At 71.1% G+C, this 21,259-nt stretch carries 21 protein-coding genes; 6 read left to right on the plus strand and 15 right to left on the minus strand.

Annotated features, from left to right (window positions below; translation table 11 throughout):
• Positions 1–92: 92 nt before the first annotated feature.
• Both Pth03_RS34610 and Pth03_RS34615 read right to left on the minus strand, forming a co-directional pair.
• Positions 93–971 (minus strand): LLM class flavin-dependent oxidoreductase, encoded by an 879-nt coding sequence (locus tag Pth03_RS34610; protein ID WP_203948690.1) that lies wholly within the window; start codon positions 969–971, stop codon positions 93–95.
• Positions 962–1,474, minus strand: a complete 513-nt coding sequence (locus Pth03_RS34615; protein WP_203948691.1) for a hemerythrin domain-containing protein — start codon at positions 1,472–1,474, stop codon at positions 962–964. Before Pth03_RS34615 ends, Pth03_RS34610 begins: the two co-directional genes overlap by 10 nt.
• A gap of 80 nt (positions 1,475–1,554) precedes the next feature.
• Between Pth03_RS34615 and Pth03_RS34620 the strand changes: the two genes are divergently transcribed.
• On the plus strand, positions 1,555–2,010 hold the full coding sequence (locus tag Pth03_RS34620; RefSeq protein ID WP_203948692.1) for a MarR family winged helix-turn-helix transcriptional regulator: 456 nt from the start codon (positions 1,555–1,557) through the stop codon (positions 2,008–2,010).
• A gap of 6 nt (positions 2,011–2,016) precedes the next feature.
• On the opposite strand, the gene Pth03_RS34625 is transcribed toward Pth03_RS34620, so the two are convergent.
• Positions 2,017–3,153 carry an LLM class flavin-dependent oxidoreductase gene (locus tag Pth03_RS34625; RefSeq protein WP_203948693.1) on the minus strand — a complete coding sequence of 379 codons (1,137 nt, stop codon included), beginning with the start codon at positions 3,151–3,153 and terminating at the stop codon, positions 2,017–2,019.
• Positions 3,153–4,337 carry an SfnB family sulfur acquisition oxidoreductase gene (locus Pth03_RS34630; protein WP_203948694.1) on the minus strand — a complete coding sequence of 395 codons (1,185 nt, stop codon included), beginning with the start codon at positions 4,335–4,337 and terminating at the stop codon, positions 3,153–3,155. The genes Pth03_RS34625 and Pth03_RS34630 overlap by 1 nt, the downstream gene beginning before the upstream one ends.
• Before the next feature lie 285 nt (positions 4,338–4,622).
• On the opposite strand from Pth03_RS34630, the gene Pth03_RS34635 reads away from it, so the two are divergent.
• From Pth03_RS34635 to Pth03_RS34645, 3 genes are read left to right on the plus strand one after another with little or no spacing between them, the layout of a single operon-like run.
• On the plus strand, positions 4,623–6,803 hold the full coding sequence (locus Pth03_RS34635; protein ID WP_203948734.1) for a SulP family inorganic anion transporter: 2,181 nt from the start codon (positions 4,623–4,625) through the stop codon (positions 6,801–6,803).
• A gap of 49 nt (positions 6,804–6,852) precedes the next feature.
• Entirely contained in the window at positions 6,853–7,233 is a 381-nt protein-coding gene (locus tag Pth03_RS34640) for an ArsR/SmtB family transcription factor (RefSeq protein ID WP_203948695.1), read from the plus strand.
• On the plus strand, positions 7,230–7,928 hold the full coding sequence (locus tag Pth03_RS34645) for a cation efflux transmembrane domain-containing protein (RefSeq protein WP_203948696.1): 699 nt from the start codon (positions 7,230–7,232) through the stop codon (positions 7,926–7,928). Before Pth03_RS34640 ends, Pth03_RS34645 begins: the two co-directional genes overlap by 4 nt.
• Before the next feature lie 87 nt (positions 7,929–8,015).
• Here the strand turns inward: Pth03_RS34645 and Pth03_RS34650 are convergent, their stop codons facing one another.
• Genes Pth03_RS34650 through Pth03_RS34700 form a run of 11 tightly spaced genes read right to left on the minus strand, consistent with a single transcriptional unit; the run spans position 8,016 to position 19,054 of the window.
• Positions 8,016–8,855, minus strand: coding sequence for an SMP-30/gluconolactonase/LRE family protein (locus Pth03_RS34650; protein WP_203948735.1), 840 nt, complete (start codon positions 8,853–8,855; stop codon positions 8,016–8,018).
• A 12-nt stretch (positions 8,856–8,867) separates the two neighbouring features.
• A complete protein-coding gene (locus Pth03_RS34655) occupies positions 8,868–9,839 on the minus strand; it encodes a sugar kinase (RefSeq protein WP_239119589.1) in 972 nt (323 codons plus the stop codon).
• Complete coding sequence (locus Pth03_RS34660; protein WP_203948697.1) at positions 9,836–10,477, minus strand: bifunctional 4-hydroxy-2-oxoglutarate aldolase/2-dehydro-3-deoxy-phosphogluconate aldolase; 642 nt, start codon at positions 10,475–10,477, stop codon at positions 9,836–9,838. The genes Pth03_RS34655 and Pth03_RS34660 overlap by 4 nt, the downstream gene beginning before the upstream one ends.
• A complete protein-coding gene (locus Pth03_RS34665; RefSeq protein WP_203948698.1) occupies positions 10,477–11,298 on the minus strand; it encodes a hypothetical protein in 822 nt (273 codons plus the stop codon). The genes Pth03_RS34660 and Pth03_RS34665 overlap by 1 nt, the downstream gene beginning before the upstream one ends.
• Complete coding sequence (dgoD, locus tag Pth03_RS34670; protein WP_203948699.1) at positions 11,292–12,437, minus strand: galactonate dehydratase; 1,146 nt, start codon at positions 12,435–12,437, stop codon at positions 11,292–11,294. The genes Pth03_RS34665 and dgoD overlap by 7 nt, the downstream gene beginning before the upstream one ends.
• Positions 12,434–13,138, minus strand: coding sequence for a FadR/GntR family transcriptional regulator (locus tag Pth03_RS34675; protein ID WP_203948700.1), 705 nt, complete (start codon positions 13,136–13,138; stop codon positions 12,434–12,436). Before Pth03_RS34675 ends, dgoD begins: the two co-directional genes overlap by 4 nt.
• Positions 13,139–13,169: 31 nt before the next feature.
• Positions 13,170–13,913 carry an SDR family NAD(P)-dependent oxidoreductase gene (locus Pth03_RS34680; RefSeq protein WP_203948701.1) on the minus strand — a complete coding sequence of 248 codons (744 nt, stop codon included), beginning with the start codon at positions 13,911–13,913 and terminating at the stop codon, positions 13,170–13,172.
• A 5-nt stretch (positions 13,914–13,918) separates the two neighbouring features.
• On the minus strand, positions 13,919–15,994 hold the full coding sequence (locus Pth03_RS34685) for an alpha-galactosidase (RefSeq protein ID WP_203948702.1): 2,076 nt from the start codon (positions 15,992–15,994) through the stop codon (positions 13,919–13,921).
• On the minus strand, positions 15,991–16,821 hold the full coding sequence (locus Pth03_RS34690) for a carbohydrate ABC transporter permease (RefSeq protein WP_203948703.1): 831 nt from the start codon (positions 16,819–16,821) through the stop codon (positions 15,991–15,993). The genes Pth03_RS34685 and Pth03_RS34690 overlap by 4 nt, the downstream gene beginning before the upstream one ends.
• Positions 16,818–17,720: a carbohydrate ABC transporter permease gene (locus tag Pth03_RS34695; RefSeq protein WP_203948704.1), complete on the minus strand. Its 903-nt coding sequence runs from the start codon at positions 17,718–17,720 to the stop codon at positions 16,818–16,820. Before Pth03_RS34695 ends, Pth03_RS34690 begins: the two co-directional genes overlap by 4 nt.
• 41 nt (positions 17,721–17,761) lie before the next feature.
• Positions 17,762–19,054, minus strand: coding sequence for an ABC transporter substrate-binding protein (locus Pth03_RS34700; protein WP_203948705.1), 1,293 nt, complete (start codon positions 19,052–19,054; stop codon positions 17,762–17,764).
• 329 nt (positions 19,055–19,383) lie between these two features.
• On the opposite strand from Pth03_RS34700, the gene Pth03_RS34705 reads away from it, so the two are divergent.
• On the plus strand, positions 19,384–19,986 hold the full coding sequence (locus Pth03_RS34705; protein WP_203948706.1) for an RNA polymerase sigma factor: 603 nt from the start codon (positions 19,384–19,386) through the stop codon (positions 19,984–19,986).
• A 10-nt stretch (positions 19,987–19,996) separates the two neighbouring features.
• On the plus strand, positions 19,997–21,115 hold the full coding sequence (locus Pth03_RS34710; RefSeq protein WP_203948707.1) for a hypothetical protein: 1,119 nt from the start codon (positions 19,997–19,999) through the stop codon (positions 21,113–21,115).
• The last annotated feature ends 144 nt before the right edge of the window (positions 21,116–21,259 follow it).

Raw genomic sequence — 21,259 nt, forward strand, 5'->3', positions numbered from 1 at the left:
CCCCCCCCCCCCCCGGAGTCGGCGGCCGCCCGCGCGTAGAAGCTCGGCCGACTCGTCAGGGCCACGCGGCAGGTCGCATCACAGCGGCGACGCTAACGAGCGAGCAGCGCGCGGGTCCGGGGCACGACCTCCTCCGCGAACATCCGGATCTGCTCGGGCGAGGAGACGACCGGCCAGAAGACGAATGTGTCGAAGCGCAGACGGGTCGCCCAGTCGGCGAGGGTCTCGGCCCACAGCTCGGCCGGGCCGTTCAATCCCTGGCCGTCGGTGCCCGGGCCGATCGTGCCGAACACGTTGTAGATACGCCGGATCCGCGCCGGGTCGCGGCCCGCCTCGACGGCGGCGCGGTCGATGACGTCCTGCAAATCGGGCACCTGGGGTGGCGGGATGTAGATGTTCAGCGGGCACACCCAGCCGTCGGCAAGGCGGCCGATCATGCGAAGCATCCGGGGCTTCTGTGCGCCCACCCACAGGCCGATCGCACGGCTCGGGGTGGGCCCGGGCTGGTAGCCGTGAACCTGGTGGTGCTCGCCGACCAGGGCGAACGGGCGTGATCCCCAGGCCGCCTTGATGATCTGCAGGGCTTCTTCGGTGGCCTCGACGCTTTCGGCCGGGGTCCGCGCCGGGCCGCCCATGCCCGCGATGGCCTCCGCGAACGCCCCCGCACCGACACCCAGCTCGATCCGGCCGCCGCTGAGCAGGTCGAGTGAGGCGGCGGCCTTGGCGAGCATCACCGGCGGTCGCAACGCCAGATCGGCGACGGCGGGGAAGAACCGGATGTGCTCGGTGCGGTCGGCCAGGTGGGTGATCAGCGTCCAGGTGTCGAGGAACCCCGCCTGGTACGGATGGTCCTGGACGGCCACCAGATCCAGCCCGGCGGCGTCGGCGACCTGGGCGAGGCGGGTGATGTCGTCGATGGCCGCCGCGTCGGGGGTCACCGATATGCCGAAGCTGAGGGGGTTCACTCCCATGGCCATCTCCTCCATGACCTCAATGTGGGGCTGATCGACCGCTCCTCGAAGTCGAGGTGCTCGAGCAGGTGCGCGCCGAGCTCGTTGAGGGCGCCGGCCAGCCGCCGCCGTGCGTCCGCGTCCTGATCGGTGCCGAGCAGGCCCGCGATGGCCTCCACCGTGTCCAGCAGGTCGGACACCTTCCTGTGGTCGGACTCCAGACGGTCGACCGTACGGGCGAGGGAGGGGTCGGCCTGCCGCAGCGCGGGGAACAGCATCGCGCTTTCGAGGCCGTGGTGGTGATGGACGAACTGGCAGTACTGCAGGCAGTTCACGCGCAGCTGCCACAGCGGGCTCTGTGTCTGCAGCGAGCGGATCGTGGTCGTGATGTGGACGGCCGAGGCGCCCCCGGCCGCCTGGGCGGCGAGCTCCCGGATGGTGGCGAGGTCCTGGCGGAGGATGCCGTGAATCCACTGGAGCTCCTGCACCAGATGTTCGCCGGGCGCGACCGTTCGTTCTTTCATACCGTCGAAGCTATCAGATCGTTGAACTACTTCAACTATCCAAATACAGCAATGATTGATGGGCTGATAGCATGCGAGACATGGCAGAGGACGTTCACAGCGGCACGGACAGGCTGGGGCTGCTGCTGGCCCGGCACGGGGTGATCATGAATCTGCGCATCCGCGAGGCGCTCGGCGTCAACGGGCTGACGTCCCGCCAGGGAATGGCGTTGATGCATCTGGCGGAGACCGGGCGGATGAGCCAGCAGGCGTTGCTGGAGGCGCTCGGCCTCGATCCGAGCGTGCTCGTCGCGGTGCTGAACGACCTCGAACGCGAAGGCCTGGCCGAGCGCCGGCGCGATCCCGCCGACCGGCGCCGGCACATCGTGGAGATAACCGCGGCGGGGCGCCGCGCGTCGTCCGTGGTGGAGGACGCGCTCGCGGCCGTGGAGCGCGACCTGTTCGCCGATCTCGACGACGAACAGGTCGCTCAGTTGCGGGGGCTTCTGTCGCGCGTCAGGACCACGCCCGACGACCCCGCGTGCACGGAGGCATGACCGCGCTCACGACGCCGCGAACGGCACCAGCGACGGAGAGGCGGCCGGACGGCCGGGATGGGTCCACAGGCCCCGCCGTTCGAGGATGGGCAGCACGCCCTCGCCGAACCAGTAGGCCTCTTCCAGGTGGGGGTAACCCGACAGGATGAACTCGTCGAGCCCCAACGCGTGATATTCGGCGATGCGGTCGGCGACCTCTTCGTGGCTGCCGACCAGCGCGGTCCCCGCTCCGCCGCGGACCAGCCCCACGCCCGCCCAGAGATTGGGTGAGATCTCCAGGCCGTCCCGGGATCCGCCGTGCAGGTCGAGCATGCGGCGCTGCCCCTCCGACTCGCTGCGCCGCAGGCCGGCCTGCACCCGCTCGATGGTGGCGGGGTCGACGCCGTCGAGCAGCCGTGCGGCCTGCGCCCACGCCTCGGCCGCGGTGTCGCGGGTGATGACGTGGAGCCTGATGCCGAAGCCGAGCGTGCGGCCCTCCGTCGCCGCCAGGCCCCTGATCCACTCGATCTTCTTCGCGACGGCCGCCGGGGGCTCGCCCCAAGTCAGGTAGACGTCGCAGTGCCGTGCGGCGACCGGTCCGGCGGCGGCCGACGACCCGCCGAAATACAGCGGCGGCACCGGGTCGGGCAGCCGTGCGAGCCTGGCCTCCTCCACGGCGAGGTGCTCTCCCCTGAAGGTGACCGGGTCGCCCTTCCAGAGCTCGCGCACGATGTGGAGGAACTCGTCGGTACGCGCATAGCGGGCCTCCTTGTCGAGGAAGTCTCCGTACGCGCGCTGCTCGTGGGCCTCCCCGCCGGTCACGACGTTGAGCAGCAGCCGTCCCTCCGACTGCCACTGGTAGGTCGCGGCCATCTGCGCGGCGAGGGTCGGGCTGACCAGCCCGGGCCGGAAGGCGACGAGGAACTTCAGCCGCCGCGTCGCCTCCACCAGGAACGCCGTGCTCAGCCAGGCGTCGTCGCACCAGGCGCCCGCGGGGGTGAGCGCACCCTCGAACCCGAGGTCCTCGGCGCCCGCCGCGATCTGCCCGAGGTAGCTGCGCGACGGCGGGCGGTCGCCTCCTGCGGCGCCCGCGGGCAGGCCGTGGCCGCCGCCGACGATGTGCCGGCTGTCGCCGTTGGTGGGCAGGAACCAGTGGAACTTCATCAGATCACTCCGTGCCGGGGCGGGTGGGTGCCGTTGAGGGTGTGGCGGCCGATGTGCTGAACCTTCCAGCGCACCGGGTCGTGCAGGGTGTGCGTGCGGGCGTTGCGCCAGTGCCGGTGCAGGTTGAGCCGGTCCAGGGCCGACCGCGTACCCGACACCTCGAAGAGCGCGTTGACGAGCTCGATCGCGGTTCCGTCCGCATGCGCCTTGGCCACGGCGACCGCGACCGACGCAGCGGCCGCGTTGTCGTCGGTGAGCTCGGCCCTGGCCGCGTCCACGGCGCGGCCCGCCTCGGCGAGCAGGGCCTCCGCCGCGCGCAGCCGGATGGTGAGCTCGCCGAAACGCTGGATCAGCAGGGGGTCTTCTGCGGCGGTGGCCGCCCCGCTCTCGAACCACGGCCGCGATTTCGTACGGACGAAGTCCGCGGCCTCGCGCAGGGCCCCGCCCGCGATGCCGACATCGATGGCCGCGTGGAGCAACTGGGCGTAGGAGCCGTGCACCTGCGGCCCGGTGAAGGTCAGGTGATGGGGAACGACGTGGCGGGCGGGCACGCGCACGTCGTTGAGGCGCACCGTGCCGCTGGCCGTCAGCCGCTGGCCCATGCCAGCCCAGTCGTCCACGACCTCGAGGCCGTCGGCGTCGGCCGGCACGTAGGCGACGTGCAGCTTCTCGTCGTCGCCCACGGCGAGCACGGGGATCCAGTGGGCGAACAACGCCCCCGTGCTGTAGTGCTTCTCGCCCGTCAGCACCAGGTCGCCGCCCTCGGGGTCGGCACGCAGGCGGGTGCGGTAGTCCTGCACGTGCTTGGTGCCCGCCTCCGACTGGGCGTTGCCGAATCGCCCGCCCCGGAGGATCTCGCCGAAGAAGAACGCCTGCTGCTCGGGCGTTCCCTGCTGCTTGAGCACGTTGATGTAGACGAAATGGCTCTGCGGGATCTGAGCGATGTTCGGGTCGCCCGTCGCGAGGAGACGCACGACCTCGGCGACCGTCTGGGCGCCCACGTCGGCTCCGCCGTACTGCGTGGGCACGGTGACGGCGAGCAGGCCACTGGCCGACAGTTGGTCGAGCTCCTCGCGGGGCAGGCGCCGTGAGGCGTCACGCTCGGCCGCGTCCCTGGCGAACCGCTCCGACAGCTCCGCCGCCACCGTGAGCGCTTCCACGGCCGAGCCGATCACATGGGTCATCTGTCACAACCTGTTCCGTACTGCATGCACTCGACCGGTCCAGGCGGCCCGGGAGATCGGCGCGAGGACGGCAGCGGGAGGACGTCGCTGTGCGGCACGCGCAGATTCCCCTCCTCATTCCCGCACAAACAGTAGGAAAATGGGGTTTTCATGTCAATGCCGGGCGACGTGATCTCTTAGCCCGCGCTTGTCCCAGGTTTGTGATGTTCGTGATGGTCTGCGACGTACGTTCATAGAGTGACTGTTTGTGCTGAGATAGACACGAAGCGTCGTTTGTTGTCCGTGATGCGATATGACGTACCGGCGTCGCTGGTCGTCTTCCTCGTCGCGGTGCCGCTGTCGCTGGGGATCTCCGTCGCGTCGGGCGCCCCGATCGCGGCCGGGCTGGTGGCGGCGGTGGTCGGCGGCGTGGTGGCGGGCGCGCTGGGCGGATCGGTGGTCCAGGTCAGCGGGCCCGCGGCGGGCCTCGCCCTGGTCGTGTCCGAACTCGTCCACACCTTCGGCTGGCGCGCGACCTGCATGATCACGGTGTTCGCCGGGGCGCTCCAGGTGCTGCTGGGCGTCTTCCGCGTCGCCAGGGCGGCGCTCGGCGTCTCGCCCGCGGTCGTGCACGGCATGCTGGCCGGGGTCGGCGTCGTGATCGCGTTGTCTCAGCTCCACATCGTCCTCGGCGGCAAGCCGCAGAGCTCCGCCGTGGACAACCTGCTCACGCTTCCCTACCAGATCATGAACAACCACGGCCACGCCGTCATGATCGGCCTCATCACGATCATGGTCATGCTGGTCTGGGGACGGCTGCCCAAGGTTCGGGCGGTGCCCGCGCCGCTGGCCGCCCTGCTGATCGCGGCGGTGCCCGCGGCGTTGTTCGGCTGCCTGACGAAGGTCGACCTGTCCGGCGGCTTCTCCTCGCTCCAGCATCCGATGTTGCCGCAGGGCGAGGTGCTCGCCATCGTCTCGGCCGTCCTGCTCGTCTCACTGCTCGCCGGGGTCGAGTCGCTGCTCACCTGTGTCGCGTCGGACCGCATGCACCCGGGCCCCCGGGCCAACCTCGACAGGGAACTGGCCGCCCAGGGCGTGGCCAACGTCGTCTCCGGCGCCTGCGGAGGGCTCCCCGTGGCCGGCGTGGTCGTCCGTACGACGACCAACGTGCGGGCGGGTGCGCGCAGCCGCTGGTCGACGGTGCTGCACGGCGTGTGGATCCTGCTGTTCACCGTGTGCTTCGGCTGGCTGATCGCGCTCATCCCGATGGAGGCGCTGGCCGCACTGCTGATGTTCATCGGCGTCCAGATGGTCAACCTCGGACACGCGCGCAACCTGCGCAGCCACCGGGAGATGCCGATCTATTTCGTGACGATGGGCGGTGTCGTGCTCATCGGGCTGGCCGAGGGCGTCGCCATCGGGCTGGGCCTCGCGGCCCTGCTGGCCCTGCGCCGCCTCACCGGAGTGTCGGTGCAGGCGCGCGAGTCCGGCGGGCGGTGGCGGGTGGTCGTCAGCGGGTCGCTCACCTTCCTCGCGGTTCCCCGGCTGACCAGGGCGCTCGCGGCGATCCCGCCCGGTGCGGCCGTCGCGCTCGACCTCGACATCGACTTCATGGACAACGCCGCCTTCGAGGCGCTCCAGGCGTGGCGGGTGCAGCACGAGCGCGGCGGCGGCACGGTCGACGTCGACGAGCAGCACGGCGACTGGTACGCCACCGCGGTCGGCGGCACCCGCGTGTCGGCGGGAAAGACTCACACGCGGCACGACCGGTGGTGGCAGCCGTGGGCCCACCGCCGTACGGCCGGCGCACCGGAACAGCCGCTGGAGTCGCAGGAGTCGCAGGAAAGCGTTCCCGACCTGCTGGAGGGCACCCGGGAGTTCCAGCGGCGCACGGCCCCGCGCATGCGCCCGCTCCTCCACGGGATGGCACGCGAGCAGGCGCCCTCGCACCTGTTCATCGCGTGCGCGGACTCGCGGATCGTGCCGAACATCATCACCGCGAGCGGGCCAGGAGACCTTTTCACCGCCCGCAACGTCGGCAACCTCGTGCCCCGCGCGGCGAGCGCCCCGGCCGGGGAGTCGGTGACCGCGGCGATCGAGTACGCCGTGAGCGTGCTGAAGGTGAAGACCATCACGGTGTGCGGCCACTCGGGATGCGGCGCGATGGCCGCCCTGCTCGGCAAGGCCCCCGACCTGCCGGGCCTGCGCGGCTGGCTGCGCCACGCGGAGCACAGCCTGGAGCGGTTCCACTCGGCGGAACGATCGCTGCATCCCGACGAGAACGGCGAGGGTGAGCCGCTCGACCGCCTCTGCCGGATCAACGTGATCCAGCAGCTCGACAATCTGCGCACCCACCCTCTGGTGGACCACATGGTGCGGGACGGGCGGCTCGAGCTCACCGGTCTCTACTTCGACATCGGCGCGGCGCGCGTGCACGTGCTCGAACGCGAGGGTTTCACCCCGGTGCCCGAGATGCGGACACACTGATCAACAGTTCAGCTTGCACTGAATACAGCTTCGGCTTTACTGTCGAGGCATGCCGACAGACTTCTCCGGTCCCCGTGTCGTCGTCGACGCGGACGCGCTGGCCCGCGTCGGCGTCGCGCTCGCCGACGCCACCCGCCGCCGGCTCCTGCTGACCCTGCTCGACGGCCCGGCGTTCCCCGCCGACCTGGCCGAGCGGCTGGAGCTGACCCGCGGCAACGTGTCGAACCATCTCTCCTGCCTGCGCGGCTGCGGACTGGTGACCACCACGCCCGTGGGCCGCCGGGTGCGCTACGAGCTGGCCGACCCGCGCCTGGCCGTGGCCCTGGCCGAACTCGCCTCGCTCGTGCTGCTCGTCAGCCACGACGAGTGCCCGCCCGACTCCGACTGCTGCGACTCCGATGAGAGCGCCGACGAAGGCACGGCGCCATGACCGCGATGTCCCTGGGACCGTCACCGGCCCGCCGCGCCGCACTCGCCCGGCGCATCCGCCTGCTCGTCGCGGCGACGATCACCTACAACGTCGCCGAGGCCGCGGTCGCGCTCACGGCGGGCACCGCCGCCTCCTCGGCCGCCCTCGTCGGGTTCGGCCTCGACTCCGCGATCGAGGTCGCCTCGGCGCTCGCCGTCGCCTGGCAGTTCTCTGGGGCCGACCACGAGCGCCGGGAGCGGGCGGCGCTTCGGATCATCGCGCTGTCGTTCTTCGCTCTGGCCGCCTACGTGTCGGTCGACGCGGTGCGGGCGCTGCTCGGCACGGGAGAGGCCGAGCACTCCACGACGGGCATGGTGCTGGCCGCGTTGTCGCTCCTGGTCATGCCCGTGCTCTCCCGCGCACAGCGCCGCGCCGGGCGCGAACTGGGGTCGGCGAGCGCCGTGGCCGACTCCAAGCAGACGCTGCTGTGCACGTATCTGTCGGCCGTCCTGCTCGTCGGCCTGGCGTTGAACAGCCTGTTCGGCTGGTCGTGGGCCGACCCGGTGGCGGCACTCGTCATCGCCGCGGTCGCGGTCAAGGAGGGCCGCGAGGCGTGGCGCGGCGACGCGTGCTGTGCCGTACCGGGCGGGGGCCACGCGGACGAGCAGGCCGGTGGATGCGCCGACGGCTGCGCCTGCTGCGGGGGCGCGGCCTGACCGGCGCCCGCAGCGGGCGCCGGTCAGAGCGCCGTAAGAGGGACGTGGCCGTCCGCGCCGGCCACCACCGCCGTCAGGAAGAAAAGGTCAGCCGAGCAGAAACGGGCTGGCCGGGCGTCCCTGTGCGACGCCTTCCACCACGTGCACCGCGCCCGCGCCCGGCGGGATCGGGTCGAGGCCGTACGCGGCGGAGGTGACGAACAGGCGGCCGCCGGCGAGGCAGACGCTGGTCGGCTGGGGAGTGGGCAACGGGACGACGCGGTCGAGCCGGCCGTCGGGGGCGTAGCGGTGAACGGCGGAGCCGCCCCACAGAGCGACCCACAGATGGTCGTCCTCGTCCACGGTCATCCCGTCGGGGCCGCCGTCCGTGATCGTGGCGAAGACGGACGGCTCGCCGAGCTCACCGGTGACCGGGTCGACCGTGTGGCGGTCGATCCGTCTTTCTGCGCTGTCGGCGAGGTACATGGTCCGGCCGTCGGCCGTGAAGGCCGGGCCGTTGGGAATCGTCAGGCCGGTCCGCACGGTCGTCACGCTCAGGTCCGCGTCGATCCGGTAGAGCGCGCCCGCGCCCCGCCTCCCGTCGTACGGCATGCCGCCCGCCCAGAACCTGCCCGCCGGGTCGCAGACGGCGTCGTTCACGCGGGAGGTCGCGGGCAGCGGCCGGTCGATCCAGTCGAGCGCGCCGGTCGCCTGGTCGAGCAGCGCGAACCCCTGACCGGCCGCCGCGATCCATGTGCCGGGACGCCCGGCCACGGGGGCGACGGCTCCGAGCGGCACGTCGAGGCTGACCAGTTCCTCAGCCGGCCCTGGACGGTCGGCGGAGGCGGCGAGCAGCCTCCCGGCAAGGATGTCGACGAAGATGAGCCGTCCGCCGACCCATCTCGCCCCCTCCCCCAGCTTGCAGGTTGTCGGGCACCAGACGTTGATGTCCCACCTCGTTCAGCGCAGAGTGGATCCGGGCAGGGTGTCGAGCAGCGCGAGCTCGGCCCGCGTCGGCAGGCCCTCCCAGTCACCGGGCGAGGCGACCGCGAAGGCCCCGGTGGTGACGGCGCGGTCGAGGCGTCCGGCCAGGTCGAGGCCGTCGAGCCGGCCGGACAGGTAGCCGGCGACGAAGGCGTCGCCCGCGCCGACGAGGTCGGTGACGCGCACCCGGCGGGCCGGCACGTCGACGGACTGCTCCGCCGTGTGGGCGCTCGCGCCGTCGGCTCCGCGCTTGACGACGACCTCGCCCACTCCGAGGTCGAGGAGTGCGGTCACACGGTCACGCTCGGTCGTCGCCGACGCGGGGGCGACCAGTTCCAGCTCGTCGTCGGAGGCGACCACCACCGACAACGACGCCGCCAGGGGGCGCAGCACCTCGGCGGCCGTGCCGCGGTCCCACAGCCGGGCCCGGTGGTTGACGTCGAGGCAGACCGGGGCTCCCGCCTCCGCCGCCGCGCCGACGGCGGCGCGCACCGCCGCGGCCGGGCCGGGGCCGAGGGCCGGGGTGATGCCTGTGACGTGCAGCGTCCGGGGCGGCGGGGTGAGCGCGGGCAGCACATCCGACGGCTCCAGGAAGGACGCGGCCGACCCGGCCCGGTGGTAGATCACCCGGGTCAGGTCGCCGACGCGCCGCTCGAAAAGGATCAGCCCCGTGGGGCCGCGCCCGTCCACGCGGGCGTTCGTCACGTCGACGCCCTCGGCGCGCAGCGTCCTCAGCACGAGCTGGCCGGTCTCGTCGTCGCCGACCAGGCCGGTCCAGCTCACGCGATGGCCCAGCCGGGCCAGCCCGATGGCGACGTTGGACTCCGCGCCCGCGACCGACAGCCCCATCGTGCCGCCGAGCCTGATGGGGTCGTGCGCTCGCAGGGCGGCCATCGTCTCGCCGAAGACGACGACATCGGTCGCAGCGCCGGTCACGGCATCGGTCACAGTGCTTCCAGGAAGCCGCTGATCCGGCCCTTCAGCGCCTCGACGCCGCCGCCGTCCGCCGCGTCGCCGACGAGGGGCGAGCCGACGCCGACCGCGACCGCTCCTGCGGTCAGGTATTCGCGCGCCTCTGCGACGCCGACTCCGCCGACCGGCACGAAGGGGACCTTGGGGAAGGGGTCGCGCAGCGCGCGCAGGTGGCGCACGCCGCCGAGCGAGGCGGGGAACAACTTGATCGCGGCCGCTCCGGCGTCGAGCGCGGCCACGACCTCGGTCGGGGTGAGCGCGCCCGCGAGCACCGGCAGCCCGAGCTCGTGACCTGCCCGCACCCCCTCGCTGACCGCCGGGGTGACGAGGTAGGACGCGCCCGCGTCCGCGGCCCGCCGCGCGTCGTCGGCGGTGACCACCGTTCCCGCGCCGAGCCCCGCCGCCTCACCCAGCGCCTTGCGCGCGTCGCGGATCACCCGCAGCGCGTCCGCGGTGACAAGGGAGACCTCGATCAGGTCGACGCCGTGCTCGGCCAGCGTGATCACCGTGCGCAGGGCGGCGTCCGCGTCACCTCCGCGCACGATCGCGAGCAGGCGCCGCTCACGCAGCGTCTCCAGGAACGTCTCGCGGCACATTTCCGGAAATATGGTCATCAGTCCATCCGTTCCGCGGCCAGCACCAGCCGCCAGGTCAGCTCACCGGAGGGCGGCACGACGGCTGCGTCGCCCGGACCCGCGTCCGCGAGGTCGAAGACGGCGCCGAGCATCGGCTCGACCCCCACGCTGCGATAGGGCGCGTGCGCGGGGAAACCGCCGAGGTTGCGCCACAGGGCGGTGGAGACGGGCACGCTGTCGGGGGCCTCCACCCGCATGCGCAGCACGTCGGGCCCGTCGGCCACGCGCACATCGCCGCAGCGCAGGACGGCGCCGACCGCCGTGCCGTCGTCAGGCCCGAGCCGATCCAGCGGCAGGCCCAGCGGCTCCGGCCAGGCCCCCTCCAGAAAGGCCGCGCCGTACGGCCAGGCCTGCCTGAGCAGCGGCGCGGCCTCGGGGAAGACCCGCACCGGGGTGGCCTCGGGAGCCACGACGCGGGCGTCCTGGCTCAGGTCGAGCAGCGCGTGGGCCGCCCAGACGAACGTGTATCCGGGGTCGGCCGACATCCGGTAGGTCGCCGAGACCTGTCCATCGTCGTGGGTGACCTCGCGCACGAGTTCGAAGTCGTCGCAGCTCACGGCGCTGCTCGCGGGAGATCCCTGCCACGGGCGGCTCCACGCGTCGCCGTGGTCGGGCAGGCCGCGTACCGTCGGGACGCACTCCTCCAGGCCTCCGGCGTCGACGAACTCCGATCCGGGCGCGACCGAGGCCCGCCCGGCGGCGGGACGCGACCAGAGCCATTCCCGGCCGCCTCCGGCCAAGGAGGTCCACCGCCCGCCGCAGGCCAGGTCGAAGCCCGCCTTCAGGGGCACGCTCACCATTCGGCGAGCCCTCCGTCGGCACGCCGCCAGACCGGGTTGCGCCAGGCGTGGCCCGTCTCGTCGGCCCGCCGTACGGCGGCCTCGTCGACCTGAACGCCCAGCCCCGGCGCGTCGGAGCGGGTCGCGTGGCCGTCCACGAAACGGAACACCTCAGGGTCGACGACGTAGTCGAGCAGGTCGGCCTCCTCGTTGTAGTGGATGCCGATCGAGTGCTCCTGGATGAGGAAGTTGGGGGTCGAGAAGGCGACCTGCAGGCTCGCGGCCAGCGCGATCGGGCCGAGCGGGCAGTGGGGGGCGAGCTTGGCGTCCCACACCTCGGCGAGCGCGGCGATCCTGCGCGTCTCGGAGATGCCGCCCGCGTGCGAAAGGTCGGGCTGCACCACGGCGACCCCGGCGTCCAGCACGGGCCGGAAGTCCCACCGCGAATACAGGCGCTCCCCCGTCGCGACCGGAACGCTGCTGGCCGTCACCACGTCGCGCAGCAGGTGGGGCCGGTCGGGCAGGATCGGCTCCTCGGCGAACATCGGCTGGTAGGGCGCGAGGAGCGGCAGGATGCGCCGGGCGTCGGCGGCGGAGATCCGGCCGTGGAAGTCGACGGCGAAGTCACGATCGGGGCCGAGCACCTCACGGGCCTGCGCCGCCCTGTCCACCATCGCGGTGACGTCGGCCATGGTCGCGAGCGGGGGCAAAAGCCCGCCGACGTTCATCTTGACCGCGCTGAACCCGGCCTCGATCCGCTCGGTGATGCTGTCGGCGAGCTCGGACGGGTCGTCGCCGCCGACCCAGGCGTACATGCGGACCCGGTCGCGGACCGGCCCGCCGAGCAGCGCGTGCACCGGCACGCCGTACGTCTTGCCCGCGATATCCCACAACGCCTGGTCGAGCCCGGCCAGCGCACTCGACAGCACGGGCCCGCCGCGGTAGAAGCCGCCGTTGGCCATGACCTGCCAGTGGTCCTCGATGCGCAGGGGGTCCTGCCCGACGAGGTATTCGGCCAGGACGTGCACGGCCGCGCGGACCGCCTCGGCGCGGCCTTCCACGACCGGTTCGCCCCAACCGACGACGCCCTCGTCCGTTTCCACGCGGCAGAACAGCCAGCGCGGCGGCACGAGGAACGTCTCAACATTGACGATTTTCACCGTCGACCCCGATTCTTGATCTCCTGTTCGTCCTTGGCCGCCTGTTCGAGCAGTTCGCGCATCGCGCGTTCGGCGCCGTCGGCGTCGGCGTCGCGCACGGCGTCGAGCACCGCCTGGTGCGGCGGCAGGAAGTCGTCCTGGTGTCCCTCTGCGTGGACGAGCAGGTCACGGGCGCGCAGCCCGATCTCGATGATGTATTCCATCCGGATCAGCAGCTCGTTGTGCGACGCCTCGAGGAGCTGACGGTGGAAGGCGAGGTCGGCCTCGACGATCTCCTTGGCGCCCGATGTGTCGTCGATCGCCCCCAGCGTCGCCGTGAGGAGGGCGACGTCCTCGTCGGTGCGCCGGGCCGCGGCGAGCCTGGCGCCCGCGGGCTCCACGATGATCCGCACCTCGTAGAGGTCGTCGAGCATCTGCGCACCCTCGGGGGCCTCGAACTGCCAGCGCAGCAGGTCGGGATCGAGCAGGCTCCACTCCGAACGCGGCCGCACGAACGTCCCGCGTTTGGGCCGCGCGTCCACCAGCCCCTTCGCCGCGAGCACCTTCAGCGCCTCACGCACGACGGTCTTGCTCACGTCATAGGTGATCTCCAGCGCGTCCAGGTCGAGGGTCGAGCCGGGGGCTTCCTGGCCGGTGACGATGCTGCGGCCGATCGCCTCGACGACCTGACCGTGTACGCCACGGCCCGGATAGACGCTCAATTTCGCCGTCCTCGTGTGGGGGAATTTGTGATCATGCCGAATCCTTCACCGCGCTCCAGCCGCCGTCCACCAAAAGGCATGCTCCGGTGACGTATGAGCCCTCCTCGGAGGCGAGGAACGTCACCGCGGCGGCGACCTCCTCCGGGCGGCCGAACCTGCGGGCGGCCGTCCCGGCCACGCTGCGCTGCCGGTCCTCCTCGCCGATGCCGTCCCACGCCGCGGTGAGGATCGGCCCGGGCAGCACGGTGTTGACCCGTACGGCGGGGCCGTACTCGACGGCGAGCTGACGGCCGAGCGAGACGAGCCCTCCCTTGGCCGCGGCGTAGCCCGGGTGGCCGGGCAGGCCGGCGATGGCGTGGACCGACGAGCACAACACGACCGAGCCCGCGCCCCGCTCGGGGAATCCCGCGCCGAGCAGGCCGACGCACGACCTCATCGCGAGGTAGGTCGCGGTGAGGTTGACCGCGATCTGCCGGTTCCAGTCGGCCTCGGCCAGCTCGTGGGCGGGGGCGCGAACCGTCACGCTGGCGTTGGAGAACAGCACGTCGAGGCGGCCGAATTCGGCGCGTGCCAGGTCGGCCACCTCCTGCCACGTCTGCGCCGACGACACGTCGCCGACGAGCGGGTGGACGCCGGGGGCCCGCGCCGGGGCGGCGACGTCGACGGCGATCACCTGCGCGCCTTCGGCGGCGAAGCGTTCCACGGTGGCCGCGCCGATTCCGGAGGCCGCTCCGGTCACGACGGCCACCCTGCCCGCGAGCATGTCCCTGTTCATACGAGTCAGATCCTGTCCAGGATGACGACCGAGGCGTCGGCCGTGTCGTCGGGCAACGGCACGAGGCCTGCCCCCGCCAGCGCCGCGCCGCTGTGCCGGCTTCCGTCGTCCCTGCGCCGGTAGGCGGCCGTACGGTCGACCCCGCGCGGCCTGATCCGCGCCGGCCGGCCGACGTGCGTGGCCGACCCGCGGGTGCGGCCGGTGCGCCAGGTGAGCAGCACCAGGGTTCCGCCTTTGGAGTATTCGACGGTGTAGATCGGACCACGCGGGTCGCCGTGCCGGTGCACCTCGCCGAGTTGCACGACGTCCCTGACCGACCGGTACAGCTCGATCCACCGGGCGGCCTCCTCGATCCGCTCCCGATCCCATTTGGAGATGTCGGCGCCGATGCCGAGCACGCCCGCCATCGCGCTCACGAACCGGAACGCCAGGCTGCGCGGGCTCGTGTCGAAAATGCCGGCGTCGTCGGTCACCCACGAGCTCATGAGGTGAGGAGAGAACGCCTGCAGGAAGCCGTGCTGAATCGTCAGCCGGTCGAGCGGGCCGGTGTTGTCGCTCGGCCAGAGCACGTCGCATCGGGCGGCTGTGGCGAGGTCGACCCTGCCGCCGCCGGCGGCGCACCCCTCGAGGACCACGCCCGGGTGGTCGCGCCGCAGGGCCTCCAGGATGCGGTAGTAGTTCGCGACGTGCCGGCCGTCCAGATCCGCCCCGGCACCGCGCTCGGTCATGGGTCGGTTCATGTCCCACTTGAGGTAGGAGATGTCGTAGCGCGACAGCAGCCCGTCGAGGGTCTCCAGCGCCCAGGCGGCGGCGTCGTCCCTGGCGAGGTTCAGCACGTACTGGTTGCGGATCGTCGTCATCGCCCGGCCGGGCACCTGGTAGACCCAGTCGGGGTGCTCGGCGAACAGGCGCGAGCGCGGGCTGACGCCCTCGGGCTCCACCCAGAGGCCGAAGCCGAGGCCGAGCGCCCTGACCTGGTCGACGAACGCGCTGAATCCGCCGGGGAACTTGGCGGGGTCGGGCTCCCAGTCGCCGAGGCCGCCGCGGTCGTCGTTCCTGCCGACGAACCAGCCGTCGTCCACGACGAACGTCTCGACCCCGAGCTCGGCGGCCGTGCGGGCCAGCTCCAGCTGGTGGTCGGCGCGCACGTCGAACTCGGTGGCGAACCAGGAGTTGTAGACGACGGGCAGCGCGACGTCGCGGCGCAGCCCGCGCTGGTAGGCGTGCCACGCCCGGGCCGCGCCCGCGAGACCGTCGCCGCTGTAGAGACCGCAGGCGACGGGCGTGGTGAAAGTCTCGCCTGGAGCGAGCTCGATCGCCGCCTCGATCGGCACCCTGCCGAGGCCGACCCGGGTCAGGCCCGCGTCCGCGTCGGCGTCGGCGTCGATCGCCCACGAGCCGGTCCACGCCAGGCCCGCACTCCAGGTCGGCCCTTCGGGCTCGTCCAGCGGTTGTACGGCGAGCCACGGCGACTGGGAAAGACCGGTCAGGCCGATGCGGCTCTCCAGGGTGAACCTGCCGTGCCGCAGCTCGGCCTGCTCGGTCTGGAACTCCTGGGCCCACCGGCCGTGCATGTAGTGGAGCCGGGCCCCGCCGGGGGTGGGCACGTTGAACGCCGCCGAGCGCACCTGCTCCAGCCGCAGCGCGGTGTCGCCCTCGTTGCCGAGCTCGATCCACCGTTCGACCACGTCATGCGTGCTCCGCACGCGGTAGCACAGGGTGGCGGTGAGCCGCTGCAGCTCGTCGGTGAAGCGCAGCCGCAGCTCGGTCGTGCCGTCCTTCTCAATCAGCTCGTCGGAGGTGAAGGCCCACACCGTGCCCCGCACGCCGCCGTCGCGCTCGGCGACCAGGTCGAGCTGCCGGAAATGCCGCACCCCGAAGGGCGCGTATTCGCAGGCCGCCGCGTCCGCCGCCGTCTCGTACGGCGTGGGCCCGTCGTATTCGAGCGGGCCGGGTTCGACGACCTCGTCGACCGCGGGCCCCCAGTAGGTGAGCTCCGCCCAGCCTTCGCCGGTGGCCAGCCGTACCTGGTAGGAGGTGGTGGCGGTGCGAAGCGCCCATCGCGGCGCCGGTCGTGTCATTTGGCGGATCCGATCAGCAGGCCGGAGATGAAGTACCGCTGGAAGCGGAGGAACACGATCACGGTCGGGATCGCCGCGACGACCGTGGCGGCGGCGATGACGTTCCAGGACGAGACGAACTCGTCTCCCTGCATGCCGAGGATGGCCGGGGTCACCGGCAGCTTCTCCTCGCTGCGCAGCAGGGTGATCGACCACAGCAGGTCGTTGAACGTCCAGGTGAAGGCGAGCGAGCCGAGGGCCGCCATGGCGGGCTTGGTCAACGGCAGCACGATGCGCAGGTAGACACCGAAGGTGGAGGCGCCGTCGATGCGCGCGGCCTGGGTGACCTCGTCGGGGATGCCCCGCATGAAGCCGTGCAGCACGAAGACGTAGAAGCCGAGCCCCACCGCCGTCTGCACGACGATCATGCCGAGCAGCGAGTCGAACAGGCCGAACTGCTCGGTCAGCTTCAGCACGGGGATCAGCAGCAGCTGCGCGGGCAGCAGGTTGCCGGCGAGCATGAGCAGCAGCAACGTCCGGCGGAACGGGATGCGGTGGCGGGCCAGGGCGTAGGCGGCCATCGACGCGAGCACCAGCGACACGATGACGACGGGCACCGCGATGATGAGGCTGTTGATGATCGAGCGCCATTCGCCCAACCCCAGCGCCTCACGGTAGGGGCCGAAGGTCAGCGCCTTGGGCAGGCTCGCCAGACCCCGGTCGGCCAGGTCGTCGAAGGTCCGCAGCGAGGTGACCAGCACCAGCAGAAGCGGCACCAGCCACAGCAGCGCGAGCAGCGACATGCCGCCGTGGAACAGCCACGGCCGCGTACGTGACTTGGTGGTCATGCGGTCTCCTCCTCACGAAGGCTCCGGGCGAGGTAGACGACGATCGTGCCGACGGTGAGCACGAAGATCAGCACGGCGAGGGCCGAGCCGTAGCCCAGCTGAGAGCCCTGCACACCGGTGGCGAACTGGTAGGTGCTCAGCAGTTCCGAGGAGTGGTACGGCCCGCCCTGGGTCAGCGACCAGACGATGTCGAAGGAGCGCAGCGCGTCGATGACGGTCACCGCGAGGACCACGGTGGAGACCGGGCGCAGCTGCGGCAGCGTGATGTAGCGGAAGCGTTCGAACGCGGAGGCGCCGTCCATCTTGGCCGCCTCGTGCAGCAGCGGGTCGACGGTCTTCAGCCCGGCGAGGAACAGCACCATGATGTAGCCGATCTGCCGCCAGAGCGCGGGCAGGATCTGGGCGTACAACGCCGTGTCCGGGTCGCCGAGCCAGATCTTCGCCTGGTCTTCCAGGCCGACGGCCGACAGGATGCTGTTGATCACGCCGTCCGGCTGGTAGATCATCCGCCACACCAGGGCGGTGACGACCAAGGAGAAGACGACGGGGAGGAAGAAGATCGCCCGGTAGATCCCGATGCCGCGCCGGGGTTTGTCGAGCAGGAGCGCCAGCCCCAGGCCGCCCAGCACGGACAGCCCGCCGAACAGCACCAGCCAGATGACGGTGTTGCGCAGCGCCAGGCGGAACGTGTCGTCCGACCACATCCTGGCGTAGTTGTCCAGGCCGATGAACTGCGGCGGGGAGATGCCGTCCCATCGGGTCAGCGAGATGTAGACGCTGTTGAGCGCGGGCCAGAAGGTCCAGAACATCTCGAGCGTGAACGGGACGAGCACGAACGCGAGGAGGATGACCGTGTCGCGGGACCCGCGCAGGATGCCCTTGGGTGAGGCACCCGCCACGCGGGATCCACGCGTGACGGCCTGAGGAACGGCGGCCATCGTCAGTTACCGCGCGCCTTGGCCGAGTCGTTCTGCCACTGCTTGAGGATGTCGGCTCCCTCGTCCGGCTTGTCCATGAACTTCACCATCGCCGCGGTCAGCACGTTGAGCTGGTCGTCGTTGGTGTCGCGGTTGAAGAACTGCGTGACGTCGGCGGCTCCGGCGACCATCGCGCGCCCCTTCTCCAGCAACGGCGTGCTGATCGGCGACTTCGCGTTGCTGTTGGCCGGGATCACCGTGTTGCCGGAGATCTTGAGGTAGAGCTCCTGGGCCTCGGGAGTGGCCACGTAACCGAGGAACGCCTTGGCCCCCTCGGGGTTCGCGGTGTGCGCGCTGGCGATGAAGCCGTCGAGCGGCGCCTCCTCGGCGACCGGCACGGCCGGGTCGAGGATGGGGAACTGGAAGAAGCTGATGTCGTCCTTGACGTCGGCGGGCATCGCGTCGGCGAGGAACGGGCCGCTCAGGAACATCGCCTCCTTGCCCTGCTGCCACTTCGCCGTACCCTCCTGGAAGGCGAGGCCCTTGGCGGCGGGGTCGAAGTACGGCAGGACCTCGCGGTAGGAGTCGAGCACCTTGGCCACGCGGGGGTCGGTGTACGACTCCTGGCCGGCGAGCAGCGCCCGGTGGAACGTCGCCCCGTTGAGGCGCAGGTTGAGGTAGTCGAACCAGGAGGCCGTCAGCCAGGCCGAGTCCGACAAAGGCAGCGCGATCGGAATGACGCCCTTGCCCTTGATGGTCTTGCAGAGCGCGATGAACTCGTCCCAGGTCTTCGGCTCCGACAGCCCCCACTTGTCGAAGTAGGACTTCCGGTAGAACATGCCCCACCAGTAGTAGTTGGTGGGAATGAAGACCTTCTTACCCGAGGCGTCGGTGGACAGCTGGGCGAACTGCGGGCTGTAGCCGTCGGCGGGGAACACCGACGACGCATCGAGGAGCAGTCCCTGCTTGGCGAAGTTGCTGGCGATCTCGCCGGCGAACCACGTGAGCACGTCGGGCGGGGTGGAGAGGGTCAGGTCGGAGCGGATCTGCTGCTGGAAGGCGGCCGCCTCCATCGTGTTCAGCTTCGGCTTGTACTGCGGGTGCTGCTTGACGAACGTGTCGAGCAGGGCCTGCATGGCCTTGCGGCTGCCGTCGCTGGTCTCGCGGGACTTCAGCAGCAGTGCGTTCGACGTCGAGCCGGATCCGGACGCGGGCTTCGCCGGGGTGGCGGTGGCGCAGGCGCTCAACGCTGACGCGAGGCCGAGCGCGCCGAAACCGGCGAGGAAGCCGCGGCGGCTCACGTTGGGGTAACTCACAGGTGACCTCCGTAGGGGGACCGGTGGGGGGCGGGGGTCCGGGCCGAGACAGAGCACACCTTGGCATTCCAGCTTGTGCGACGTCAATAACTATTCATAAGAAATGAAGATTTAGGCCTCTCACGGGCGTGCGTGGCTGGCCACGCACGGTCGGTCACCCGCGCGACAAGCGGATGTAACGTGCCGCACGACTCAGCTTGGCGGCGCTCTGGCGGCCCCTCGTTGTCAGCCGCTTGGCGCCGAGGGAACCCGAATCCCACTTCAGGGAAAAGCGGATGAGGCGCACACTGCGCACGGCCGGAACACCGGCCGCAACAGACAGGAGCCGTATGACTGTGACGACCCGGCAGGGCGTGAGCGACGCCGCTGTCATCGAGCAGTCTTGGCGCGAGCCCGGGGTTTTCGCCGCGCTCTATGAGCGGCACGCACCCCACATCAGCCGTTACGTCGCCCGCCGCCTGGGCGACGATCTCGCCGATGACGTCACTGCCGAGACGTTCTACCGGGCGTTCGAGAAACGCCGGCATTACGACCTCGGGCGACCTGACGCCAGACCGTGGTTGTACGGGATCGCCGCCAACGTGATGGCCCAGCACCACCGCAAGGAGACCCGGATGCTGCGGGCGTTCGCCCGCAGCGGCGCCGACCCCGTGGCGCAGACCTACGGCAGTCAGATGGAGGGCGCCGACGACCGAGTGGTGGCGGCCGGGATGCACCGATCGCTCGCGGCTGCCCTGGCGGGTCTCAGCCGGGCGCACCGCGAGGTGCTGCTGCTGATCGCCTGGGCCGATCTGTCCTACGAGGAGGCTGCGCAGGCACTGGACATCTCCGTGGGGACCGTGCGGTCGCGGTTACACCGGGCTCGAACGAAGATCCGCGCCGTGCTCGGCGGCGAAAACCCCATGTCCGTTTCAGATTCAGAGGAAGGCTGAGGTGCCGACCGTGAACGACCTTGATGTGATGCGCACGATGCGCGCCGATGCCCCGATCCCGTCGCAGGAGCGCCTGGACACCGGCCGGGAGCGGCTGCTGGCGGCCATCGAGTCCTCGTCGCCGCGTGCCGTACCGACGAGACGGCGCCACGGGGGCATACGAGGCATTCTGCTGGCCGGCGGAGCGGCGGCCGTCGCCACCGCAGTGGCCGTGGCCATGCAAATGGGCGTCCACCCCACCGCGGTCGACGTCCGCCCCACCACGCTGCATCCCCTTCCTGCTGCGGACGCCAAATACACCGACCTGCTGGTGGAACGCGCCGCCTTCGGCTGGCTGCCCCCCGGCATGCGCCCCAACCGATTCGGCGTCGACCATCAGGTTCAGGACGCTTACGGGGTCACCGCTGATGAACCGGAGACCAGGGCCGTTGTGCATCTCAACGACTACGGACGCGGCAAGGAACCGGACCTTCCGGCTCTGCCCGGTGGTGCCCCCGGCAGGCGCATCCCTGCCCCGCCTGTCAACGGCCACGACGCCTACTGGACTTTCGCACCGGACGAAAACGGGCAGTCGACGTTCGAGCTGCGCTGGCAGTACGCCCCGGACAGCTGGGCGGAATTGACAGCAACCGGACTGCACGGCAGCAGCGCGGAGCTGACCACGACGGCCTACAAGATCGCCGAGTCGGTGACCTTCGGCGGCACCCGGCCGGTCGCGCTGCCCCTGCACGTCGACGGCGTGCCCGGTGGGCTGACGCCGACGGCGACAGGGCTCGAAAACACCGCGTTCGGCGAGGTCAGCGCCGACCTCGCCTTCCTCGAAGCAGGAGGGTCCAATCTGATGATCACGATCACCAAATCGGATGGCGTCATAGGCACCGGCGTCCCCAACGCGCAGGGGGTGATCCCCGGTCTTCCCCGTCCCAACACGAAGCTCGACGGGCACCTCGCCTTCCAGAAGCCAGGCCTCGTGCACGTCTACGGAGTCAACGGCTTCGACGTCCACATGAGCGCCACCGGCGCGATCCTGGCGAAACTCAACGAGACCGGCGGAGTCGCCGGCCTGTTCCACAGGACGACGATTCTCGGCACCGACGAGGCGAACTGGACCACCAAGCCGGTCAACTGATCTGTTCGACGTCGCGCCGGATCCGGAAGCCCTCTTCGCCAGGGTGGTGGTGGTACATGCGCTAAGAGCCGATGCGAGGCCGAGCGCGCCGGCATCGGCGAGAGATGTGCGGTCAAACACGTGCGGTCGGTCACCCGCGCGACA

It is taken from the genome of Planotetraspora thailandica, from assembly GCF_016863335.1.
In the GTDB taxonomy this organism is placed as follows: domain Bacteria; phylum Actinomycetota; class Actinomycetes; order Streptosporangiales; family Streptosporangiaceae; genus Planotetraspora; species Planotetraspora thailandica.

Excerpts from the sequence above, each read along its gene's own strand:
- Pth03_RS34620 (WP_203948692.1), top strand. The coding sequence starts at position 1,555 with ATGGCAGAGGACGTTCACAGCGGCACGGACAGGCTGGGGCTGCTGCTG.
- Pth03_RS34615 (WP_203948691.1), bottom strand. The coding sequence starts at position 1,474 with ATGAAAGAACGAACGGTCGCGCCCGGCGAACATCTGGTGCAGGAGCTC.
- Pth03_RS34680 (WP_203948701.1), bottom strand. The coding sequence starts at position 13,913 with ATGAACAGGGACATGCTCGCGGGCAGGGTGGCCGTCGTGACCGGAGCG.
- Pth03_RS34630 (WP_203948694.1), bottom strand. The coding sequence starts at position 4,337 with ATGACCCATGTGATCGGCTCGGCCGTGGAAGCGCTCACGGTGGCGGCG.
- Pth03_RS34690 (WP_203948703.1), bottom strand. The coding sequence starts at position 16,821 with ATGACCACCAAGTCACGTACGCGGCCGTGGCTGTTCCACGGCGGCATG.
- Pth03_RS34685 (WP_203948702.1), bottom strand. The coding sequence starts at position 15,994 with ATGACACGACCGGCGCCGCGATGGGCGCTTCGCACCGCCACCACCTCC.
- Pth03_RS34610 (WP_203948690.1), bottom strand. The coding sequence starts at position 971 with ATGGGAGTGAACCCCCTCAGCTTCGGCATATCGGTGACCCCCGACGCG.
- Pth03_RS34625 (WP_203948693.1), bottom strand. The coding sequence starts at position 3,153 with ATGAAGTTCCACTGGTTCCTGCCCACCAACGGCGACAGCCGGCACATC.
- Pth03_RS34635 (WP_203948734.1), top strand. The coding sequence starts at position 4,623 with ATGCGATATGACGTACCGGCGTCGCTGGTCGTCTTCCTCGTCGCGGTG.
- Pth03_RS34640 (WP_203948695.1), top strand. The coding sequence starts at position 6,853 with ATGCCGACAGACTTCTCCGGTCCCCGTGTCGTCGTCGACGCGGACGCG.
- Pth03_RS34705 (WP_203948706.1), top strand. The coding sequence starts at position 19,384 with ATGACTGTGACGACCCGGCAGGGCGTGAGCGACGCCGCTGTCATCGAG.
- Pth03_RS34660 (WP_203948697.1), bottom strand. The coding sequence starts at position 10,477 with ATGACCATATTTCCGGAAATGTGCCGCGAGACGTTCCTGGAGACGCTG.
- Pth03_RS34665 (WP_203948698.1), bottom strand. The coding sequence starts at position 11,298 with ATGGTGAGCGTGCCCCTGAAGGCGGGCTTCGACCTGGCCTGCGGCGGG.
- Pth03_RS34645 (WP_203948696.1), top strand. The coding sequence starts at position 7,230 with ATGACCGCGATGTCCCTGGGACCGTCACCGGCCCGCCGCGCCGCACTC.